20 protein-coding genes are annotated in these 19,396 nt (G+C 47.7%); 6 read left to right on the top strand and 14 right to left on the bottom strand.

The window, feature by feature from the left end; all coding sequences use genetic code 11:
• Positions 1-167: 167 nt before the first annotated feature.
• Complete coding sequence (locus C5I45_RS02305) at positions 168-311, bottom strand: YwzD family small protein (protein ID WP_003151259.1); 144 nt, start codon at positions 309-311, stop codon at positions 168-170.
• A gap of 203 nt (positions 312-514) precedes the next feature.
• Here C5I45_RS02305 and C5I45_RS02300 point away from each other — a divergent pair, with 203 nt between their 5' ends.
• Both C5I45_RS02300 and C5I45_RS02295 read left to right on the top strand, forming a co-directional pair.
• On the top strand, positions 515-2,125 hold the full coding sequence (locus C5I45_RS02300; protein WP_060387209.1) for an SWIM zinc finger family protein: 1,611 nt from the start codon (positions 515-517) through the stop codon (positions 2,123-2,125).
• Positions 2,112-4,886 (top strand): DEAD/DEAH box helicase, encoded by a 2,775-nt coding sequence (locus C5I45_RS02295; protein WP_003151255.1) that lies wholly within the window; start codon positions 2,112-2,114, stop codon positions 4,884-4,886. Before C5I45_RS02300 ends, C5I45_RS02295 begins: the two co-directional genes overlap by 14 nt.
• 112 nt (positions 4,887-4,998) lie before the next feature.
• Here the strand turns inward: C5I45_RS02295 and C5I45_RS02290 are convergent, their stop codons facing one another.
• The 4 genes from C5I45_RS02290 to C5I45_RS02275 form a co-directional block, all read right to left on the bottom strand.
• The gene (locus C5I45_RS02290; RefSeq protein WP_003151252.1) at positions 4,999-5,856 is read right to left on the bottom strand and encodes a Cof-type HAD-IIB family hydrolase; all 858 of its coding nucleotides are present in this window, start codon (positions 5,854-5,856) and stop codon (positions 4,999-5,001) included.
• Positions 5,853-6,635: a transcriptional regulator GlcR gene (locus tag C5I45_RS02285; RefSeq protein WP_003151250.1), complete on the bottom strand. Its 783-nt coding sequence runs from the start codon at positions 6,633-6,635 to the stop codon at positions 5,853-5,855. The genes C5I45_RS02290 and C5I45_RS02285 overlap by 4 nt, the downstream gene beginning before the upstream one ends.
• Before the next feature lie 210 nt (positions 6,636-6,845).
• On the bottom strand, positions 6,846-7,187 hold the full coding sequence (locus tag C5I45_RS02280; RefSeq protein ID WP_003151249.1) for a single-stranded DNA-binding protein: 342 nt from the start codon (positions 7,185-7,187) through the stop codon (positions 6,846-6,848).
• 97 nt (positions 7,188-7,284) lie between these two features.
• The gene (locus C5I45_RS02275) at positions 7,285-7,638 is read right to left on the bottom strand and encodes a hypothetical protein (protein WP_003151247.1); all 354 of its coding nucleotides are present in this window, start codon (positions 7,636-7,638) and stop codon (positions 7,285-7,287) included.
• Positions 7,639-7,810: 172 nt separating this feature from the next.
• Between C5I45_RS02275 and C5I45_RS02270 the strand changes: the two genes are divergently transcribed.
• Positions 7,811-8,221: a YwpF-like family protein gene (locus C5I45_RS02270; protein WP_003151245.1), complete on the top strand. Its 411-nt coding sequence runs from the start codon at positions 7,811-7,813 to the stop codon at positions 8,219-8,221.
• A 45-nt stretch (positions 8,222-8,266) separates the two neighbouring features.
• Here the strand turns inward: C5I45_RS02270 and mscL are convergent, their stop codons facing one another.
• Together mscL and fabZ are read right to left on the bottom strand one after the other, a co-directional pair.
• Positions 8,267-8,662 (bottom strand): large conductance mechanosensitive channel protein MscL, encoded by a 396-nt coding sequence (gene mscL, locus C5I45_RS02265; RefSeq protein ID WP_003151243.1) that lies wholly within the window; start codon positions 8,660-8,662, stop codon positions 8,267-8,269.
• A 56-nt stretch (positions 8,663-8,718) separates the two neighbouring features.
• Entirely contained in the window at positions 8,719-9,144 is a 426-nt protein-coding gene (fabZ, locus tag C5I45_RS02260) for a 3-hydroxyacyl-ACP dehydratase FabZ (RefSeq protein ID WP_003151242.1), read from the bottom strand.
• A 195-nt stretch (positions 9,145-9,339) separates the two neighbouring features.
• Between fabZ and C5I45_RS02255 the strand changes: the two genes are divergently transcribed.
• Positions 9,340-10,404 carry a tetratricopeptide repeat protein gene (locus tag C5I45_RS02255; RefSeq protein WP_003151240.1) on the top strand — a complete coding sequence of 355 codons (1,065 nt, stop codon included), beginning with the start codon at positions 9,340-9,342 and terminating at the stop codon, positions 10,402-10,404.
• 17 nt (positions 10,405-10,421) lie between these two features.
• Here the strand turns inward: C5I45_RS02255 and C5I45_RS02250 are convergent, their stop codons facing one another.
• From C5I45_RS02250 to spoIIID, 4 genes are all read right to left on the bottom strand, one after another.
• Entirely contained in the window at positions 10,422-11,243 is an 822-nt protein-coding gene (locus C5I45_RS02250; protein ID WP_046341500.1) for a flagellar hook-basal body protein, read from the bottom strand.
• A gap of 24 nt (positions 11,244-11,267) precedes the next feature.
• The gene (locus C5I45_RS02245; RefSeq protein WP_107994204.1) at positions 11,268-12,065 is read right to left on the bottom strand and encodes a flagellar hook-basal body complex protein FlhO; all 798 of its coding nucleotides are present in this window, start codon (positions 12,063-12,065) and stop codon (positions 11,268-11,270) included.
• Between the two features lie 158 nt (positions 12,066-12,223).
• Positions 12,224-13,225 (bottom strand): cell shape-determining protein Mbl, encoded by a 1,002-nt coding sequence (gene mbl / locus C5I45_RS02240; RefSeq protein WP_003151237.1) that lies wholly within the window; start codon positions 13,223-13,225, stop codon positions 12,224-12,226.
• A gap of 179 nt (positions 13,226-13,404) precedes the next feature.
• The gene (gene spoIIID, locus C5I45_RS02235) at positions 13,405-13,686 is read right to left on the bottom strand and encodes a sporulation transcriptional regulator SpoIIID (protein WP_003151236.1); all 282 of its coding nucleotides are present in this window, start codon (positions 13,684-13,686) and stop codon (positions 13,405-13,407) included.
• A 331-nt stretch (positions 13,687-14,017) separates the two neighbouring features.
• Here spoIIID and C5I45_RS02230 point away from each other — a divergent pair, with 331 nt between their 5' ends.
• A complete protein-coding gene (locus C5I45_RS02230) occupies positions 14,018-14,431 on the top strand; it encodes a MarR family winged helix-turn-helix transcriptional regulator (RefSeq protein ID WP_014305988.1) in 414 nt (137 codons plus the stop codon).
• 24 nt (positions 14,432-14,455) lie between these two features.
• A complete protein-coding gene (locus C5I45_RS02225) occupies positions 14,456-15,652 on the top strand; it encodes an MFS transporter (RefSeq protein WP_024085905.1) in 1,197 nt (398 codons plus the stop codon).
• Positions 15,653-15,687: 35 nt separating this feature from the next.
• On the opposite strand, the gene C5I45_RS02220 is transcribed toward C5I45_RS02225, so the two are convergent.
• The 3 genes from C5I45_RS02220 to C5I45_RS02210 all read right to left on the bottom strand — a co-directional run bounded on the left by C5I45_RS02220 (position 15,688) and on the right by C5I45_RS02210 (position 19,233).
• The gene (locus C5I45_RS02220; RefSeq protein ID WP_003151230.1) at positions 15,688-17,142 is read right to left on the bottom strand and encodes an NCS1 family nucleobase:cation symporter-1; all 1,455 of its coding nucleotides are present in this window, start codon (positions 17,140-17,142) and stop codon (positions 15,688-15,690) included.
• Positions 17,143-17,305: 163 nt separating this feature from the next.
• Positions 17,306-18,670 carry an MFS transporter gene (locus C5I45_RS02215; RefSeq protein WP_003151229.1) on the bottom strand — a complete coding sequence of 455 codons (1,365 nt, stop codon included), beginning with the start codon at positions 18,668-18,670 and terminating at the stop codon, positions 17,306-17,308.
• Complete coding sequence (locus C5I45_RS02210) at positions 18,667-19,233, bottom strand: isochorismatase family protein (RefSeq protein WP_003151227.1); 567 nt, start codon at positions 19,231-19,233, stop codon at positions 18,667-18,669. The genes C5I45_RS02215 and C5I45_RS02210 overlap by 4 nt, the downstream gene beginning before the upstream one ends.
• Between the last annotated feature and the right edge of the window lie 163 nt (positions 19,234-19,396).

Genomic DNA, 19,396 nt, shown 5'->3' with positions numbered 1-19,396 from the left:
TTTCCAATTACGATTATACAGCTTTAAACTGTCATTTCTAACCTTTTCAAATGACAAAATTCGACAAAAATAGACAATCACTTCAATCTGATTTATATTTGTAAGCGCTTTAAATGCTGGTGTCACAGGAAGATTAAAAAATCCCGCGGCCAGGAGGCTGCGGGATTTTATGTTGCATATCCATTTTTAATATAAGAAATCAAATTCTCAAGCATTTCTTTTGTGGTCATCTCAGAGGACTGCTCACCGATGTCGTGCGCATGCATTAAAATCTTCAGAAACTCCTCTTGATCTAACTTCGTTTTCTTCATCATTCGTTTCCTTTCGGCTTCCATTAAATTGAAAACAAGATTATTATATGCTGTCGGGTGCTGTTTTGCAATCTCTAATACATCATTCGACACATTCGGGTTTTTATGTCCTTTTTTAGGAAAAACTTTTTCCGGGCCATGTGTTGCGATATAATAGAGGAATTGGAATCTTTTTATTTTGTGACTCGTTAGGAGCGATAATCATGCTTCAGGATATGATTGCTAAAGAAGATGTGCTCGCAGCGGCTGAACAGCTTAAAGAACTTCTTCCTTACAATGAAGACAATGTTCAGCTGATGAAGAAAGCACTCATTTTATATCGGCAGGATTCCGTCTATCGTATACAGGTTCAAACCCCGACAGAGATTTCCGCATATGTGCAGGATGTTGTGCCTGTAAGGGTCACGCTGAACTTATTTTTCATGGTGAAAAGCGGCTGCGCATGCCCGTCTGAGGCGATCTGCCGCCACGTGCTCGCCGTTTTTCTTTACGTATATGCCCAATTCGAGCGGGTCGGTACCTTTACCGAACATTGGCTGGAAAGAGAAAAGCTTGAGGAAAGCAGGGAGCTTGTCCGCCGGCAGTTTCAGGAAAAAGTGCTGCCGAATGAAGAGTCGCTGTCAAGCTGGCTCGCTTTTTTTGATTCGGAATTCTCGCTGTGGGAGGCGCGGACGCCGGCCGGAAGCCAGACGATGCAGGGCCTTTATTACGGCTATCTGTCAGCGCTCAAAAAACACGCCCCGAAAAAACCCGAGCTTAAAAGCTTATATCAGATTCATTCGGCGCTTGCCGTCTGGCTTCACATGTTCACTTTGATTGAGTCAGGCAGATTGGATGCCGAAAAAGATTATTACAGCATTAATCCATACGTGGAACAGCTGATGGATACGATTTATTCCTCCATTGACAGACTGAAAACGTACGCCTTGTCTTTTTCACTCGATCCTTTTTTAGACCGGACGCCCCCGGTGCTCCGCAGACTGCTTGTGAAAGAAGAGCTTTTTCAATACGAACGCCTCCGGGTATTCGGTGAAATGTGGAGCGCGCTTTTGAACCGGCCGAAATGGGTCGCGCGTGAACAGGAGATTCTCGAACAGGAAAGCGGGCGCCGTTTTTCGCCGGAAGTGCGGTTCGGACGGCTTCATCTGGCCTTTTTGCAAAAAGATGATGAAGCGGTCTTTGAAGATATGTCCCGCTTCCCTCCTGAAGCGCTGCCGTACACTTTTCAATGGCTCGGTGAACTCACCGCGAAAAAAGACTGGAAACGGCTGAAAACATGGTATGGCCGGATCGAACCGCTTGCCGTGAACTATACGAAGCTTGATAAGCCGTTTAAAGAAATGCGCGACATCATCGGAGAGCTGTTTGCACTGTTGGCGGATTATGCGCGGCACTCACGGGATGATCAGCTGTTTGAACGGTTTGCTTCCGGCTGCCTTCCCTATACCTTTACCGAATACAGCCAGTACCTGTACGAAAAACGGCGGCACGCGGAATGGGTCGAGATTCACAGCCTCGTCGGTTTTTCCGTCTGGGAAATTGAAAAGGACATCCTGAAGGAAATTGCCGCCAGTGATCCGGAAGCGCTCATCCCCTCCTATCACCGGGCGGCGGCCTTTTTTATCGACCAAAAAAACCGCAGCGCCTATAAAGAGGCTGCGCGCCACCTGAAAAAACTGCGGACGCTTTATAAAAAGGCAAAAAAACAGCAGGTATGGGAGCGTTATATCAGCCGGCTGAGCGCAAGCTACAAGAGGCTGCGCGCCCTTCAAGAAGAATTGCAGAAAGGAAAGTTGATTGATGGCGAGTCTTAAGGAAATTTTCATTCATGTAGAACAAATGGAAGATTGGACATTTACGCTGTCAAGCCATGATGAGAAGGAGCAGCCGCTTACTCTCAGTCAGATGAAGACTCATTTGTTCCAATGGCATGAGTCCACCTTTTACGGAACGTTTCTTGAAGACGTCAGCTTCATCGGCACTCCGGCCGTTCTGCTCAGCCCTTGGATGACCGTCGAGCTTCTTGGAAAAAACTCGTTCAATTCATTCAGCACCGTGCAGCTGACAAAGGAAACGGAACCGTTAATCGAAGCGGCTTCGACGATATACGAATTTATTGCTGACGGCGATTTTCTTCCGGATTATGACGCATGGCAAAATGGCGTCCTGCGCTTCAAAGACCGCGAGCTTTTGCTGGAAGGCTTTACGGCAGACTGGTTCTCAGCCGCGGTACAGGACTACATTCAGTACAATGATGATCTGCTGGAAAAATGGCGGCGGATCGAAACCCGTTCGCCGGCCGTTCATACGTTTAAAGGCTCCTTTTTGGATGAAGAGGATTTTCTGGAGGGAATCGGCTGGCATGACGATCTGACGCCGTTTACCGTCGGCCTCCGATTAAACGAGCCTGATTTCGACGGTGACGACTGGAAAATCGAGATGTTTTTACGTGAGAAAAAAACCGGCTCCATCACCTTTTTCGACGGACTGAAAGGGCTGAAAAAAGCGTGGCAGGCATACAGCGGAAAAATCGCGCGTGAACAGGACCGCTTCCGCAGAACGGTTCCCTGGCTTTCGTTTGATTCAGGAACGACGCTGATATCTGAAGAAGAGGCTTGGATCTTCTTATCGGAAGCGAGTGAGACGCTTGTCGATATGGGTGTGGAGATTCTTCTCCCATCATGGTGGCAGATTGTCCGGGACAGCAATATGATGCTTAAGGCGAAAGTGTCATCCTCCCCGCGGGGCGAGTCCTTCGTCGGCATGAACGCTCTGCTTGATTTCAACTGGAGATTCGCCACAAACGGGATTGAGCTGACAGAGGATGAATTCAATGAGCTCGTCGCAAACAACAGACGTCTCGTCAACATTCGCGGCCAATGGGTGAAAATTGATCCGCAATTTATTAAACAGATGAAAATACTGATGGAAAAAGCGGAATCTGAGGGCCTCCACATGTCCGACGTGCTGGCGCGCGAACTGATGGATCACGGGGAAAACGGAGCCGAGGACACGGACATCATTGACTCATCGGCATTTGCCGGAATCAAGATCGAATTATCAAAGCATCTCAGAAGCCTGATCCGCAAACTGACGGATGCCGGGGATCTGCCGGAGCATGAAGTCAGCGCCGCGTTTCAGGGCCAGCTCCGCCCTTATCAGATGTACGGCATGAACTGGCTTCTGTTTTTACGGGAAAACGGCTTCGGCGCCTGTCTCGCAGATGACATGGGACTTGGAAAGACGATTCAGATGATCGCTTATTTTCTCCATGTGAAGGAAAGCGGCCGGCAAAAAGCGCCTGCCTTAATCATTGCGCCGACATCGGTGCTCGGCAACTGGCAGCGTGAGCTCCAGACCTTCGCGCCGCAGCTGAAGGCCGTGCTTCATTACGGCCCCCGCAGGCCGAAGGGGGAAGCATTTGTCCCGGCCTATCAGGACGCGGATGTCGTTCTTACTTCTTACGGCCTCTCGCACGCCGATCAGGAAGAGCTTTCTTCCGTGACATGGAGCACCGTCTGCCTTGATGAAGCGCAAAACATTAAAAACGCGCATACGAAGCAGTCCCGCGCAATCAGAAAGCTGAAAGGCGTCCATCATATCGCGCTGAGCGGAACACCGATGGAAAACCGCCTGACAGAGCTTTGGTCGATCTTTGATTTTATGAACAAAGGCTATCTCGGCAGTCTGACCGGCTTTCATAAACGCTATGTGCTGCCGATTGAAAAAGACCGTGACGAAAAAAGAATCAACCAGCTTCAGCAGTTAATCCGGCCGTTTTTACTGCGCCGGACAAAACGGGATGAAGAAGTGGCGCTTAATCTTCCTGACAAGCTGGAACAAAAAGAGTTTATCCCGCTCTCAGCCGAACAGGCATCCCTTTATGAACAGCTTGTCAAAGATACATTTGAACATATGGCTTCTCTGACCGGGATGCAGCGGAAAGCGCTGATTCTGAGCATGCTCGGCCGCTTGAAGCAAATATGCGACCATCCTGCGCTCTATTTGAAGGAAGAACAGACAGAGCTGTTAAACGGGAGGTCCGTCAAACTGGAAAAGCTGCTTGACTTAATGGCGGCGATCCGCGGACAAGGGGAAAGCTGCCTCATTTTCACCCAATACATTCAGATGGGCAACATGATGAAGCGCCTCCTGGAAAAAACATTCGGAGAACCGGTTCAGTTTTTAAACGGAAGCCTGTCCAAGCAGGAACGCGATTCTCTCGTCGAACGGTTCCAGAAGAAAGAATACCCGACGCTGATTTTGTCACTGAAAGCGGGCGGAACCGGCCTGAATCTGACGGCTGCCAATCATGTCATTCACTATGACAGGTGGTGGAATCCGGCGGTGGAAAACCAGGCGACCGACCGCGCCTACCGAATCGGCCAGGAACGGTTCGTCCACGTTCACAAACTCATTACGACGGGAACGATTGAAGAAAAAATTGATGCCATGCTCGAAACGAAACAAACTTTGAACGATCAGATTATCCAAAGTGAAAATTGGATTACCGAGCTGTCATCCGATGAGCTTGAAGAATTATTCACCCTCAGCGCATCGGCGCAATCACATTAAACGCAAAAAGACCGGCTCTCTCGGAAGAGCCGGTCTTTTATGTCGTCCTTACTGTTACGCCGCATTTGCCATGAATGCGTCACGCCAGTCATGAACAGTATCGCCATACCTTTCACAGTAAATTCCTGATCATATACGCAACGCCGTTTTGATCATTTGTCAATGTAACGGCATCAGCGATCTCTTTAATATCTTCTCTCGCATTCCCCATCGCTATGCCTTTTCCGGCCGCCTGAAGCATTGAATAGTCATTTAAGCTGTCACCGACCGCGGCGGTTTCAGCCATCGGAATGCCGAGCTTTTGCGCCAGCCGTTTGAGCGCCTGCCCTTTTGAGGCGTTTCGAGACGCCACTTCAAAGTTGTGATCGGCAGAGCTGACAAGGGTGAGATCTTTCTGACCGCTGAATCGGTCCCAGCCCGCTTTCAGCTTCCGCTCATCAAACGAAAATCCGAGAATATTATAAAAATCCAGATGCTCTTCTTTCTCAAAGAGCTCACGGTATGAATGAATGTAAGCAAAGCCGGACTGGCTGTATTGCACTGAAGCCGCCTGTTCCAAAACGGAAAGATCGGTTTCCGGATTGGCGCTTTTCACCCGGTCCATTTCGATATCGAGCAGCTGCCTGCCGGTTTCAGGCGTATAGATGGCTTTGTTTGTAAACACCTCATAATAATATTGATTCTCTTCAAGCCATGACAAAATCCCCCGGGCTCTTGTTTCTTCAATCGCTTCACAATGGTACAGGCTGCCGTCAGGAGCATGAATGGCGGCTCCGTTTGCGCTGATAATCCATGTTTTTATGCCGAGCGGTTCGAATATGGAGTGCACATCAAAATGCGCGCGTCCAGTGGAAACCACGATTTCAATTCCCGCTTGCCGGGCTTCCCTTAAAGCCCGCTTGTTTTCATCGCTTACTTGATGACTGCTGTTCAGCAGTGTGCCGTCCAGATCTATGGCAATCAGTTTCACATGTCCTCATCCTCTTCTTCAGATTCAGTTACAAGCAATTCTACGCCGTGCCGGTCGAGCAGATCGCAAAAATCCTGATCAGGCAGCCGATCGGTAATCAGCAGGTCAACCTCGTGCAGGTCTGCATACTGATAAAAACTCGTACGGCCAAGCTTCGAGTGATCGCTCAGCGCAATCACCTGTTCAGCCTGACGGATCATTTTACGCTTTACCATGCCGTCTTCTTCATGCGGAATCGTCAGGCCGTTTTCCGAGATGCCGACAACGCCGATCAGCACCTTATCAGCGTGATAATCCCCCAGTTTTTCTACAACGGAAGCCCCGTATAAAAACCGGTGTTCCTTCTGGAGCTTTCCGCCGAGCAGGTGAATATCAATTCCCTCTTTTGCGGAAAGGATATCGGCCTGATTGATCGAATTTGTAATAACAGTGCAGCCGGTGACATTTAAATGCTCCGCGCAGGCCTGAACGGTTGTCGATGTGTCCAGGATGATCCGGTCTCCTTTATGAATCAGGGATGCGGCCAGCTTGCCGATTTTGTTTTTCTCTTCAGAAACGGTTTTCAGCCGGCCCGAATAGCCCGGAACTTCCTGATTCACTGACGGCAGAATCGCGCCGCCCCGTGTTCTGATAATGGCCCCTCGCTCTTTCAGCTTTACAAGGTCCCTTCTTGCGGTATCTCTTGAAATATGAAGCAGCGAACATATCTGTTCAGCGGTGATCCGCCGGTGCTGTTTCAAATATTCCATTATCGCAATCAGTCTTTCTTCTTGATACACGTCCTCATTCCCTTTTTTTCGTCACTTATCTGTAAGTAATTATAAGTTTTTATCCCAATATATTCAATGTTTTTAAGTATTTATAAGCGAAATCACTTCTTTTTAACCATTTTTCAGCTCCCGCACAAAAAAACCAGTCTTTCGACTGGCGAATGGGAAGGAGGTATTGCGGGGCCCGCTGAAAGGCGGGAAATCGAGGAAAAAAGCATGCTATTCAGCCAGCGGCTCTTTCCGTTTTTGATCCATAAACCGAACGGTATCAGCCATGACCTCGGTCACATAAACTTTTACGCCGTCTGTCTTTTCATAGCTTCTCGTCTGGATTCTGCCGCTTACACCGACCATTGACCCTTTTTGGCAGTACAATGCCGTGTTTTCAGCGTTTTTCCTCCAGATGGTGCAGTTGACAAAGTCGGTTCCGGTTTCACCCGACGCGCTTTTAAAATTGCGGTTTACCGCCAACGTAATATGAGCGACGGGAATGCCCGCTGATGTAAAACGGAGCTCCGGGTCTTTCGTCAGCCGGCCGACAAGCATAACGTGGTTAAACAAGCCGTCTCCTCCTCTCTTTTTCGAGGCTGGCTTCATTGTAGTACAAAGGCTTATGAAAGCAAAAAGCGGAAAAAGCCGTTATCCGTTTGGGCTGCTTTTATGTTTTTGTTTTTCTTTCTGATAAAAAAAACTTTTGTTTTTGACCGCTTATGTAATATGTATTTTTGAGCAGCCGCGAGAAAAGTTTCGTTTTGAGCCAGTCTTTCTCAAACATGCGGACAAACTTTCCGCCGTCCCATGCGAACCAGTAAAAACTCAGCTTTTTATCAGTCAATGAAAGCTGAATTTTATACTGTTCCATGCGGTCTTTTGTTTCATATAAAAAGACGACATTTCCCCTTCTGTTAAGATGCACCTCACAATCTTCCTTTTTGCATACCAAGTAGGAATGATCGTCTTTTCGCCTTGAACCGTCTTCTATATAGATTTCCTTCAGGCGCAATTGATTCATAAGCATCTCTCCATGACCATATTCTTTTACATTATAATGAAAAAATAGAAATGATTAAATGTTGACCGCCTACAAAAATGATGAAGCATGTCTTACAGCATTTTCCCGGGAAAAATGATATGTGTTATAATAAATGAACGAAAAACATGGACAACAGGGGTGAAAATAAGAGATGAAAACCTTTAAACTGGTTGATCTGAATGTGGAACGTTTAGATAAAGACGATCAGCCGATTGAACAGTTTCCCCTTTTAGACGGATTGATTATCAACAAAGAGGACGGAGAAAACCACTGGTTAATTGAAGCACTGGTCCCGGCCGAACACTTTTCTTTTTTTGACATGCTGATGAAAAGCCAGAAAGAAGCGAAGGTGTTTGTAACGATTACGAAAAAAAGCAACCGCCCCGCCCAGCTGACGGGAAGCATCAAAAATATTGTGGAGCTGGAAAAGAGTATACAAGTTTTAATTTACGGTCAAATGGTGTCAAGAAACCACCCCGGATCAGAAAGCATTCTGGAGTCGCTCGTGAAAGAAGGCTACTCGGGCAGCCGGCTGATTGAAGCGTTTAAACAAAAATTATAATCATAAAAAAGGCCGGACGTTAATCATCCAGCCTTTTTTTGTGCCTTAGTCATTGTGAGGAGCCCGCTGTTTCAGCAGATCTCTGATTTCAGTCAGCAGTTCTGTCTGCTGATCTGTTTCTTCTGCTTCTTCAGCCTCTTCTTCTGCTTCTTTTTTACGTCTCAGCTTGCCTATTGTGCGGATCACGATAAAGATAGAAAATGAAATAATGAAGAAGTTCACAATCGTTTGAATGAAGCTTCCGTACTTGATATGAGCATCGCCGAATGTCACGGCCAGCCCTGAAAAGTCAAGACCGCCAAGAAGCAGGCCGACAAGCGGCATGATGATGTCTTCAACGAGCGACGTCACAATTTTGCCGAAAGCGCCGCCGATGACGACACCGATTGCCAGATCCATGATATTGCCCCGCATCGCAAAGCTTTTAAATTCTGACCACATTACATTCACCCCTTTCTATACAAAATGGGCTTTTTTATAAGCCCATTCGTTTGTTTTTATTCTCCGAGCGCAAATGTTAATTCAGCTTCACACACGAGCTCGCCGTCAACTTTGGCAACGCCTTTGCCGCGTCCGATCGTACCGCGCGCGCGGGTAATATCAACCTCAAGCTCCAGCTTGTCACCCGGTTTTACCTGCTTTTTGAAACGGCAGTTATCAATCCCCGCAAAAAATGCGAGTCTGCCCCGGTTTTCTTCTTTAATCAGCATCGCAACCGCTCCGACCTGCGCCAAAGCCTCTACGATTAAGACGCCCGGCATAACAGGGTATTCAGGAAAATGGCCGTTAAAAAAATCTTCATTCGCCGTCACATTTTTATATCCCGCCGCCCGTTTTCCTTCTTCGACTTCTGTAATTCTGTCTACCAGAAGAAACGGATAGCGATGGGGAATAATTTCTTTAATTTGCTGAGTATCAAGCATTTTCTTGACATCTCCTTCATCGACAATAGTATGTATAGAAGGTATATGCGCTAACCAATCTGTACATTTGGAAGTATATTATGAATCAATTTCTTTTTCAACCGCGCTGTAAACTGTAACCAGCTGGCAATGAGCCTCGTCCATTAATGTGTTATGATAAATAAAGATTTTTACCCTATGCAAAGAGGTTGGAAGATGATTGCTAAGTTTACTGAAAAACGTACGCTGGTGATGCTGAATGAGTGGTATGACGCCATGGGAAAACGCCAATTCGATCTAGCCCGTTCCCTTCACGAACAAATCAATCAGCATCTCCCCAAATTACAAAAGAACGCAAAGCTCAAACTCAGATATCAGCTGTTTTTCGCACGGTTTCAGCTGCTGTTTGAGAAAAAAGACGGTCTGACTAAATTGTTCTGCGAGCTGAAGCGGCGCAAAGATGAGATGGATCATGAATTAACTTATTATTTCTATTTTTTCAAAGGGTTATTCCATATGGTGAATGGCGCTCCGAACCGTGCTGTCTGCCGCTTTAAAGAAGCTGAACAGTACCTGCCGGCCATTCAGGACCGTTTCGAAGCCGCTGAATTTTATTATAAAACAGCGGGTGCATATTACATGATGAAGTCGCCTGCGCTCTCCATTCAATATGTCAATAAAGCGCTGGAAATCTATCAAGGTGAATTCGGCTACATCAAAAAAACGCTCAGCTGCCGGCTGCTTCTCGCCGTGAATTACATAGACGAGGCACGCTATGAAGACGCAGAACAGCTCTTTAATGAATCCATAAAGATAACGGACCGGATCAATGACAATAACCTGCTGTGCCACGCCTATTATAATTTTGGTTTTTTAAAGACCGCCCAGAAAAAAGATAAAGAGGCCCTCCCTTTTTACAAAAAGGTATTGGGCAATCAGCGTTTCGAGAAAGAGTCTCCCGTTTCCTACCTGCATTGTGTATACGAAGCGGTCAGAGCACTTTTTAAAACCGGATATGCCGCCGAAGGACAAACCGTGCTGCAGAAAGGTTTATACATATCTGAAAAAGTGCAGAACAAGATTATGAAATTGAAGCTGACCGCGCTCAACATACTGTACACCGCTCAGGAGGACCCGTACGACCGATTGCAGAAGCTCGTGCTGGAGCTGCAGAAAATTGAAGCGTGGGTGGATTTGGAAGTGCTGCTTCAGGATATTACTGATTACTACAAAAAAAAGGGCGATTTTGAGAAAGCCGCATTTTTTATCATGCGCGGCTGATCAAAACGCCCCTTCTTTTATCTGACTGAGTTGATTAAGCCCAGCATTTGGTCTCCCAATGTAATCGTGCGGCTGTTCAGCTGATAGGAACGCTGAGACACGATTAGGTCGGTCATTTCTTTTGACATATCGACATTTGAACCTTCAAGCGCGCCCTGCTCCATGCCGATTGCCTGCCGGTTTGCGCCGGTAAGCTCTTCAATCGCTGAAGCCCCCGCACCGTTTACGGAAAACAGATTATCCCCTTCCGCATGAAGCGCCTGAGGATTATTGACATTGACGATGCCGAGATTAAACGTCTGCGAACGGGTTCCTGCCTGGTCTGAAGCAGTCAGCGTTCCGGTTTTGCTGATTTTCAGCTGATTCAGCGAACTGTCAATTTGTATGGGCTGGCCGTTCTCATCGAGAATGGGATTGCCTCCCGCTGTCATCAGCTGAAGCACCCGGTCATTTCCGCCGGCCGGCTTGAGGGAAAGTGAGCCGTCCCTTGTATACACCCGCCGTCCGTCCGCTTCTGCCTGAAGATATTGATAAGGTGAGGTGAACGCGATATCAAGGTCACGGTCGGTTTTTTTGATGCTGCCCTGACCTGAGTCCAGCTGCGGAGTCATGACCGTTCCGGCGCCGAGACGAAGGCCGGGCGGCGTTTTCCGCATGTTCGGCGAATTTTCCTTTTTGTCATCTATATGGTCATACTGCTGTCTGATCAGCTCGGAAAAGCGGGAGTCCCTCGCTTTATAGCCTGTCGTATCACTGTTTGAAAGGTTGCTGCTGACTGTATCCATCTGCTGCTGAAGCTGATTTAAGGCTGTTGAAGCCGTCAGCATTGATCTGAGCATCATAATTGAACGTCCCCCATTTTGTTACACTTTGCCGATTTCATTTGCGGCTTTATCCATGCTTTTATCGTAAGCCTGAATGACTTTCTGATTGGCTTCAAATGATCTGTATGCTTCCGTCATTTCTGTATACGTGCTCGTCACGTCCACGTTCGAAAGCTCCGAGACGCCTTGCTTTAATGAATACGAGACCTGGGGATTCGCCGCCGCGCTCGGCAGTTCAGAGCCGTCGGCCGTGCTGTATAGGTCATTGCCGTCCCGTTTCAGATTGCGCACGTCTTCTTCCATTCTGATGTCAATCTGCCCCGCCGGCCGGCCGTTTGTCGTGACCGTTCCGTTTTCTGATACGGTGAATTTTTCATTGTCTACTGTAATCGGCTGTCCGTTTGTTGATAAAACAAGGTTTCCGTTTATCGTAAGCTGATTGTTTTCATTTAATGAGAAAGTGCTGCTTTTTGAATAGCGGACGCCGCCCGCAGTCTGCACGGGATAAAACAGCTCGGCGTTTTCATTCGTTTCGGCATTCTTGGGAACCTGATTCTCCATAAGCGCGATATCCATCGGCTGATCGGTCGTTTTCAGGCTTCCCTGCGTAAACAACGGTTTCAGCTCCTGCATGTATACGCCTGTGTTGACGGAACCGATTTTCGTTTTTTTATCGCCTTCTATTCGGCTCAGAAGCATCTCGGGAAAGGCGCGGATTGAACCTTGATCCTCTTTGTATCCTGACGTATTCGCGTTTGCGATGTTATTTGACAGCATTTCCGTTCTTCTCTGCTGTGTAATCATTGCGGACGTTGCGGTATATAATCCTTTTAACAAGTCTTCCACCTCTGAAATAGCATTATTTCCAGTTGCCTCACCGGAACATTTGTTCTATAATGAAAATCAGCATTTTTCTTATTATCGGATTTACATTCCCGTTCGTGAAGGGTTTGACAGAAAAAAACCCCATTCTTTTTCAGAATGAGGTTTTATCATCAGCTCAGTTTGCGTTTTGGAAGCTTGTCCATGTTATCCAGCATGACGCCGGTTCCGACCGCAACACAATCCATCGGGTTCTCAGCGACAAGAACCGGCACCCTCAGCTCTTCGGCAAGAAGCTGATCAAGCCCGTTTAACAGCGCTCCCCCGCCGGTAATGATAACGCCGCGGTCGATGATGTCAGCGGACAATTCAGGCGGTGTTCTTTCAAGAACCTGCTTGGCGGCCTGCACAATGACGGCAACTGATTCACGAAGGGCTTCTTCCACTTCTTTGCTGTTTACTGTAATCGTTCTCGGCAGACCTGAAACCATGTCACGGCCGCGGATGGTGATTTCTTCATGACGTGCGTCTGGGAAAACCGTTGCGACCTTCACCTTAATATCTTCAGCGGTACGTTCACCGATCAGCAGCTTATACTCGCGTTTGATATAATTTAAGATTTCCATGTCAAACTTGTCCCCAGCCATCTTAATAGAAGAGGAGGTGACAATATCGCCCATAGAAATAACTGCGATATCTGTCGTACCGCCTCCGATGTCAACAACCATGTTACCGCTCGGCTGGAAGATTTCCATACCCGCGCCGATAGCGGCAACTTTCGGTTCTTCTTCAAGGTACACATGCTTTCCGCCGCTTTTTTCAGCTGCTTCTTTAATCGCTTTCTGCTCAACGGATGTAATATTCGTCGGGCAGCAGATCAGCATGCGCGGTTTTGAGAAAAGTCCTTTTACATTCAGCTTATTAATGAAATGTTTCAGCATGGCTTCAGTTACTTCGAAGTCTGCGATTACGCCGTCTTTCAGCGGACGGATCGCAACAATATTCCCAGGTGTACGTCCAACCATTCGTCTGGCTTCTTCACCGACAGCCAGCACTTTGCCGCTGTTTTTATCAAGTGCCACAACGGAAGGCTCATTCAGAACAATTCCTTTTCCTTTTACATGGATCAGTACATTTGCAGTACCGAGGTCAATTCCAATATCCCTTGCAAACATCTATTTATATCCTCCTTGATATCTGTTTCACAGTAAAATATCCACATTGTGCCCTAATTATATATATTATCATAATTTATCAAAAAAAAGCTGCTGAACGATATAAGTTCTTGACAAAATTTTGCGGATATTCGCGAAACCGCCCGGAGGAGAAAAAAGGGCCCGGCAGACGTCAGGCGCTACGGCTGCTGAACGGGCTCCCCTTCAAGAATTTCATCCTTCTTGTACTTTAATTTTGTCGCCTCGCCCCCCCTTAAATGTCTGATGGATTTATGATAATCGAGTATTTCTTTTACTTCATTCGCCAAGTCAGGATTGATTTCAGGCAGGCGTTCTGTCAGATCTTTGTGTACGGTACTTTTGGAAACACCAAACTCTTTCGCAATGACACGAACGGTTTTTTTCGTCTCCACGATATACTTACCAATCTTGATTGTTCGCTCTTTGATGTAATCGTGCACACCACTCGACCTCCCCAGTTGGATGTGAGAAGTGTGAAATGAGATCCGTATTCTGTAACAGATTCACTGATGATGCAGCTTCTTCGTTGTCCGATTATATAAGAAGGTTTTAGAAATATGCCCACGATCCCTCACCTCAAACACTCTCTTTGATAGGTTTGTAACAGTGTATTAGCAATGAATTGGGAATATGCTAAAAACTCAATAAGGACAAGGGGCGGGTCATAATTTTCTGCTTTTTGAACGGGGGGTTTACATCCGCGCGATCCTGCTGTAGAATGAAACAGCACAATTAGTTACTTAGGTAAGTTTTTTGAAAAGGAGAACGGAAATGATCCACGTCAACAGACGCCTCATTCACCAAATCAATCAATGCGCCCGCCTGATTACGAAGAAAGCCAATGAACGGCTGGAACCATTCGGCCTGTACTCCTCTCAATGGTCAATCCTATATTGCTTAAAAACGATCGGACCGATGACCCAAAAAGAAATCTGGTCCTATCTGAACGTAGAGGCGCCGACCGTTACCAGAACGATCAAACGCCTTGAAGAAAACGGCTGGATTCAGCGGGAACAGGGAGAAGACAAGCGGGAAAAGCTCGTCGTCCTGACGAAGGAAGCTGAATTGAAATACAACAGCATCAATCAAGAGATGCTGAAGTTCGAGGAAGACATGCTTGCGGATTTCCAAGATGGAGATAAGGAAGCTTTTTCTGAGTTTCTGAATGTGTTTTTAACGAAATAATAAAGAAAGGGAAGTGCTGTACTTTTGAGTAAATCTGACTCGATCTGGACCAAAGATTTTATTATGGTCGTACTCGTGAATTTATTTGTCTTTGTGTTCTTTTATACATTTTTGGCCGTGCTGCCTATCTATATGATTCAGGAGCTTGGCGGCAGTGAATCGCAAGGAGGGCTTTTGATCAGCCTGTTCCTGTTATCTGCTATTATCACCCGTCCTTTTTCAGGGGCGATTATTGAACGGTTCGGCAAGAAAAGAATGACGATTGTATCTCTGGCGCTGTTCGCCCTGTCTTCTTATCTGTATTTGCCGATACACAATTTCTATCTGCTGCTCGGACTGCGTTTTTTCCAAGGCATCTGGTTCAGCATTTTAACGACGGTCACAGGCGCAATTGCCGCTGACCTTATTCCCGCCAAGCGGCGCGGCGAGGGGCTCGGTTATTTTGCGATGTCTATGAACCTTGCCATGGCGATCGGTCCGTTTCTCGGACTGAGCCTTGTGAAAGTCATATCGTTCCCGGTGTTCTTTACGCTTTTTGCTGTATTTGTTTCTTTAGGCTTGCTGATTGCTTTTATGATTCGTGTGCCTGATCAAAACAACAGCGGAACGACTGTGTTCCGTTTTTCTTTCTCCGACATGTTTGAAAAAGGCGCGCTTAAAATCGCGATTGTCGGGTTGTCCATTTCTTTCTGTTATTCAAGTGTGACTTCATATTTATCCGTTTATGCAAAGACGATCCACCTGTTGGATGTCAGCGGCTATTTCTTCGTCTGTTTCGCCGTGACGATGATGGCCGCCCGTCCTTTCACAGGAAAGCTGTTTGACAGAGTGGGGCCGGGAATCGTCATCTATCCGTCGATTATCGTGTTCTCCGCGGGGCTTTGCATGCTGGCGATGACAAACAGCGCCCTCATGCTTCTCTTGTCCGGTGCCGTAATCGGTCTCGGATACGGCTCTATCGTACCGTGTATGCAGACGCTGGCGATTCAGAATTCGCCCGGACACCGTTCAGGCTTTGCGACGGCGACCTTCTTCACTTTCTTTGACAGCGGGATTGCCGGCGGGTCATATGTATTCGGCCTCTTCGTCGCTTCGGCCGGATTCCATTCGATTTATCTGGCAGCGGGGCTGTTCGTCCTGATTGCTTTGCTCCTGTATGGCTGGAGCCAGAAAAAAAGAACGCCGCTTGAAGCGGACGGAAACGTTTCAATCGCAGACTGATATGACAAAAAGCCGGGGACAGCCCCCGGCTTTTTTTATTCGGCCGCTCTTTCCCGCACGATTCGTCCCTCCGCTTTTGCATAAGGAGGATGAATGTACATAAGCGCCGTATAACCGAGACATGACAAAATGACACCCGCAAACCAGGAGATATCATAGATGCCGGCGAACGCCGGGACGTACATCCCGATTAAAGAAATAAACGCGCCGAGAAACGTCGCGGCAAAGGCCCGGTAATTATAGCCTTTGTAATAAGTGTACTGTCCGGTTTCTGAATAAAGGTCTTCAACTGAGAGCTGCCTTTTTCTGATGATAAAATAATCAGCCATCATCACCCCGGCCACCGGTCCGAGCATCCCGCCGATGAGTCCGAGAAACGCATATACATTCGTGGCGCTCTCCATCAGCTTCCACGGTATTGTGAACAGAGCCAAAACGGCGGTCAAATACCCTCCCCTTCTGAATGTAATATACTTCGGCAGGACATTCGCCAAGTCATAGGCCGGTGACACGATGTTTGCCGCCACGTTAACCGAGACGGCGGCGATGCAAAGTGTGATGACCGAAAGAGCGATAACGAAAGGATTATCAAACCGGGCCAAAATCTCCACCACATCCCAGATCGGTTCTCCGAATGCTACCTGTGATCCGGATGTCACCGTGATGCTTGCAAACGCAAACAGCGCAAACGTTCCCGGCAGCCCGTAAAACTGGCCGCGAATCTGTTCTTTTTGCGACGCGGCGAACCGGGTGAAGTCAGGGATATTCAGAATCAGCGTCGCCCATATTCCGATAATGCCCGTCACTCCGGCGGCAAACGGCCAAAACGTTTCAGAAAATGTATGGAACTTTCCCGGCTGTGAGTAAATCGGACCGAGCCCGCCGGCAATATCTATCGCCCACCAGACCATGCCGCCGAAGACGAGATAAACAAGCGGGCCCGCCCACACTTCAAATTTTTTGATCGATTCCATGCCGTGCCGCAGCACAAGCAGATGAATGCCCCAAAAGAAAATGAACGACAGAAAGCCCGGCAGATGAAGCCCGAGTATATTCCAATCTCCGCCGAGACTCCCCCAGCCCGGCCATATGTTCAAAAGCAGAATGTGTAAGGCAGTGCTCCCGGCAAATGTTTGAATTCCGAGCCACATGATGGCTGTAAATGCCCTGAGAAGCGCCGGAATGTTAGCGCCGTATATTCCGTAAGAAGCCCTGATAATGACCGGAAAAGGCAGGCCGTATTTCGTTCCGGCATGGCCGTTCAAGGCCAAAGCGGCGAACAAAATCAGTGACGCCGTCACGATAATGGCGAGCACCTGCCACGGAGAAAGGCCGATCGCAATGAGCCCGCCCACAGTCGCGTAGGTCGGGATATTATGAATACAACCCATCCAGATGGATGCAAAATTCACCGCCTTCCATGTCCGTTCGCCGTCTTCTAAAGGCAGTAAATCTTTGTTGCTTAGCCGATCACTCGTTATTTTTGTCATTTTCTCCCTCCCGCATGTACGTTTTCCTTACATCACATGTGAAAAAATATAACTGAAAATTCCGCAAATAACATTGGTCGCTGTCGACAATAATCGTTTTGATTTTTGAGCACATTACACAAAAAAAGAGACAGGGAGAGCCCGTCTCTTTTTTTCGCGCCTGTTAAGAGGCTTTTTTGAGGAGAACCGAAAACCGGAACGCCATCAAAAGGCTTACGGCGCCGACAACGATAAGAATCGTCCCAAGCATATGAAAATGGCCGGCGGTAATTTCTTTCCCGAAAAGAATGCCCAAAATGACAGAAGACAAAATCGAACCGAGATACCGGCAGGTCTGAAACAGGCCGGACGTTGTTCCGACCATGTCGGCGGGACTCGTTTTCAGCATGGCCGCCTGAAACGTGACATTTCCGAAGCCGTAGCCGACACCAAGCACGGACAGGATCAGCCCTTTTCCTATCATGGGCGCCTGAAGAAAGAAAAACGTTAACAGCACCGCTCCGATCGCGGTCAGGCAGGTTCCGGCAACAATCGGCTGAAGAAGCCCTTTTTTATCTATCCATTTTCCGGTCAAAGGCGACACCAGAATACTCATGCCCGACATAAACAGCATAATCAATCCGCTTGTCTGAACGGACAAATGCATTTCATCCTGAAAATAGCTCGGAAGCCCGAAAAAGATGCAGTAAAAGAATATATTCAGCAAAATAAATTGAATATACACCGACGATAGTTTCCGATGCGTTTTAAACAGCCTGACATCTATAAACGGCTTCTCCGTTTTCAGCTCGCGCCAGATAAACAGCCCGACAAACAAAAGCCCGAATACGCCTTCTGTATAGTGAGGCTTCGTACTGAAGGACAATAAAAACGACAGGAGAAGGATAATCGCTCCGGCAAACAGAAGTATCCCGATCGTATCAAGCTGGCGGAGCACGCCTTTCAAGCCGCCGATCTCGCGTTTTTCATCTTTCGGAAACATATACATTCCGAGAAAAAAGCTGAGGATGATAAACGGCAGATTGACGAAAAAGATCGCCGGCCACCCTCCCCAAACGATCAGAAAACCGCCGAGAGTCGGACCGAGCGCCGTCATGGCTGATGCAAAGATTGACAGGACGGCCAGCGCCGAAGCCTGCTTCTCCTGTATATTTGAACGGATCAATCCGACGCCGGACGGATATATCGCGCTGCTTCCGATCGATTGAAAAAGCCGCATGATCAGCAATGTCATAAAAGTCGGCGCAAACGGCGCGCCGACCGCCGAGACGGCAACAAGCAGAAGCCCGATCAAAAACAGCTTCTTCCTGCCGAGCATATCACCGAGCTTCCCGGTAACAGGCTGCGCCACCGCGCTGGCAAGATAAAAGGACGATATCAGCCAGGACACCGTTGTAAACGACAGGTGAAATTCATGCTGAATACTGTGAAGCGCAAGAGAAATCATCGACGAGTTCAATGGGTTCAGCATCGTCCCCGAAGCCACGGCCGTCAAGAACAGGACGCGGCTTTTTTTGGAGATTGTCATTTTGTCTGTGCGATAAATTCTTCCGTCGTCCGGCTTCTGCCGATTTTCGGGAAGATAAACTTGAGTGTCGCTTCGTGCTGTTCATCGCTGAATGTCGCCATCGCGTCAGTTACGAAAACCTGCTGATACCCGAGCTGAAAAGCTTCCCGCGCCGTGCTTTCCACACCGATGTTTGTCGCAATCCCGCATAACACAATCGTGTCGATTCCCCGTCTTCTGAGCTGAAGGTCCAGGTCCGTGCCGAAAAACGCACCCCACTGCCGTTTTGTTACCGTATAATCGTTTTCTTTCACTCCGATTTCAGGCACAAATTCAGCCCAATCCGCCGGCGGAGCCGAATGGCCCGCCGCCTCTTCATCCGTCAGCGGCTTCAGCGCATCCGCTCCGTCATGAAAATCTACGTTCACAAAGCTGATAAATCCGCCTTTTTCCCGGAACACATCAATTAATTTTTTCGCGTTCGGCACAACGGTACCGCTTTTATCCATCGGCACAATGCCTTTTTGTAAATCAATAAGGACCAAAGCCGTTTTTTCAAATTGCAGATTCAATGATGTTGTCATAATGATTCCTCCTGATGCAGTTAGTGTTTCTCACCCCGTTTATTTTACTCTTTCCCGGACAGGATTTCTTCCGCCATGCTCCAGCGCTCTTTTTATGGATATAAAGTCGCATGACACCCCTTTGAAAAAGCGACATTATGAACGCAAAAAACCATGTCAGATA

The sequence above is a fragment of the Bacillus sp. ZY-1-1 genome (assembly GCF_003047165.1).
Taxonomy (GTDB): Bacteria; Bacillota; Bacilli; order Bacillales; family Bacillaceae; genus Bacillus; species Bacillus velezensis.
Note: the sequence above shows the minus strand (reverse complement) of the source record. Positions and strands in the feature narration are given on the sequence as shown.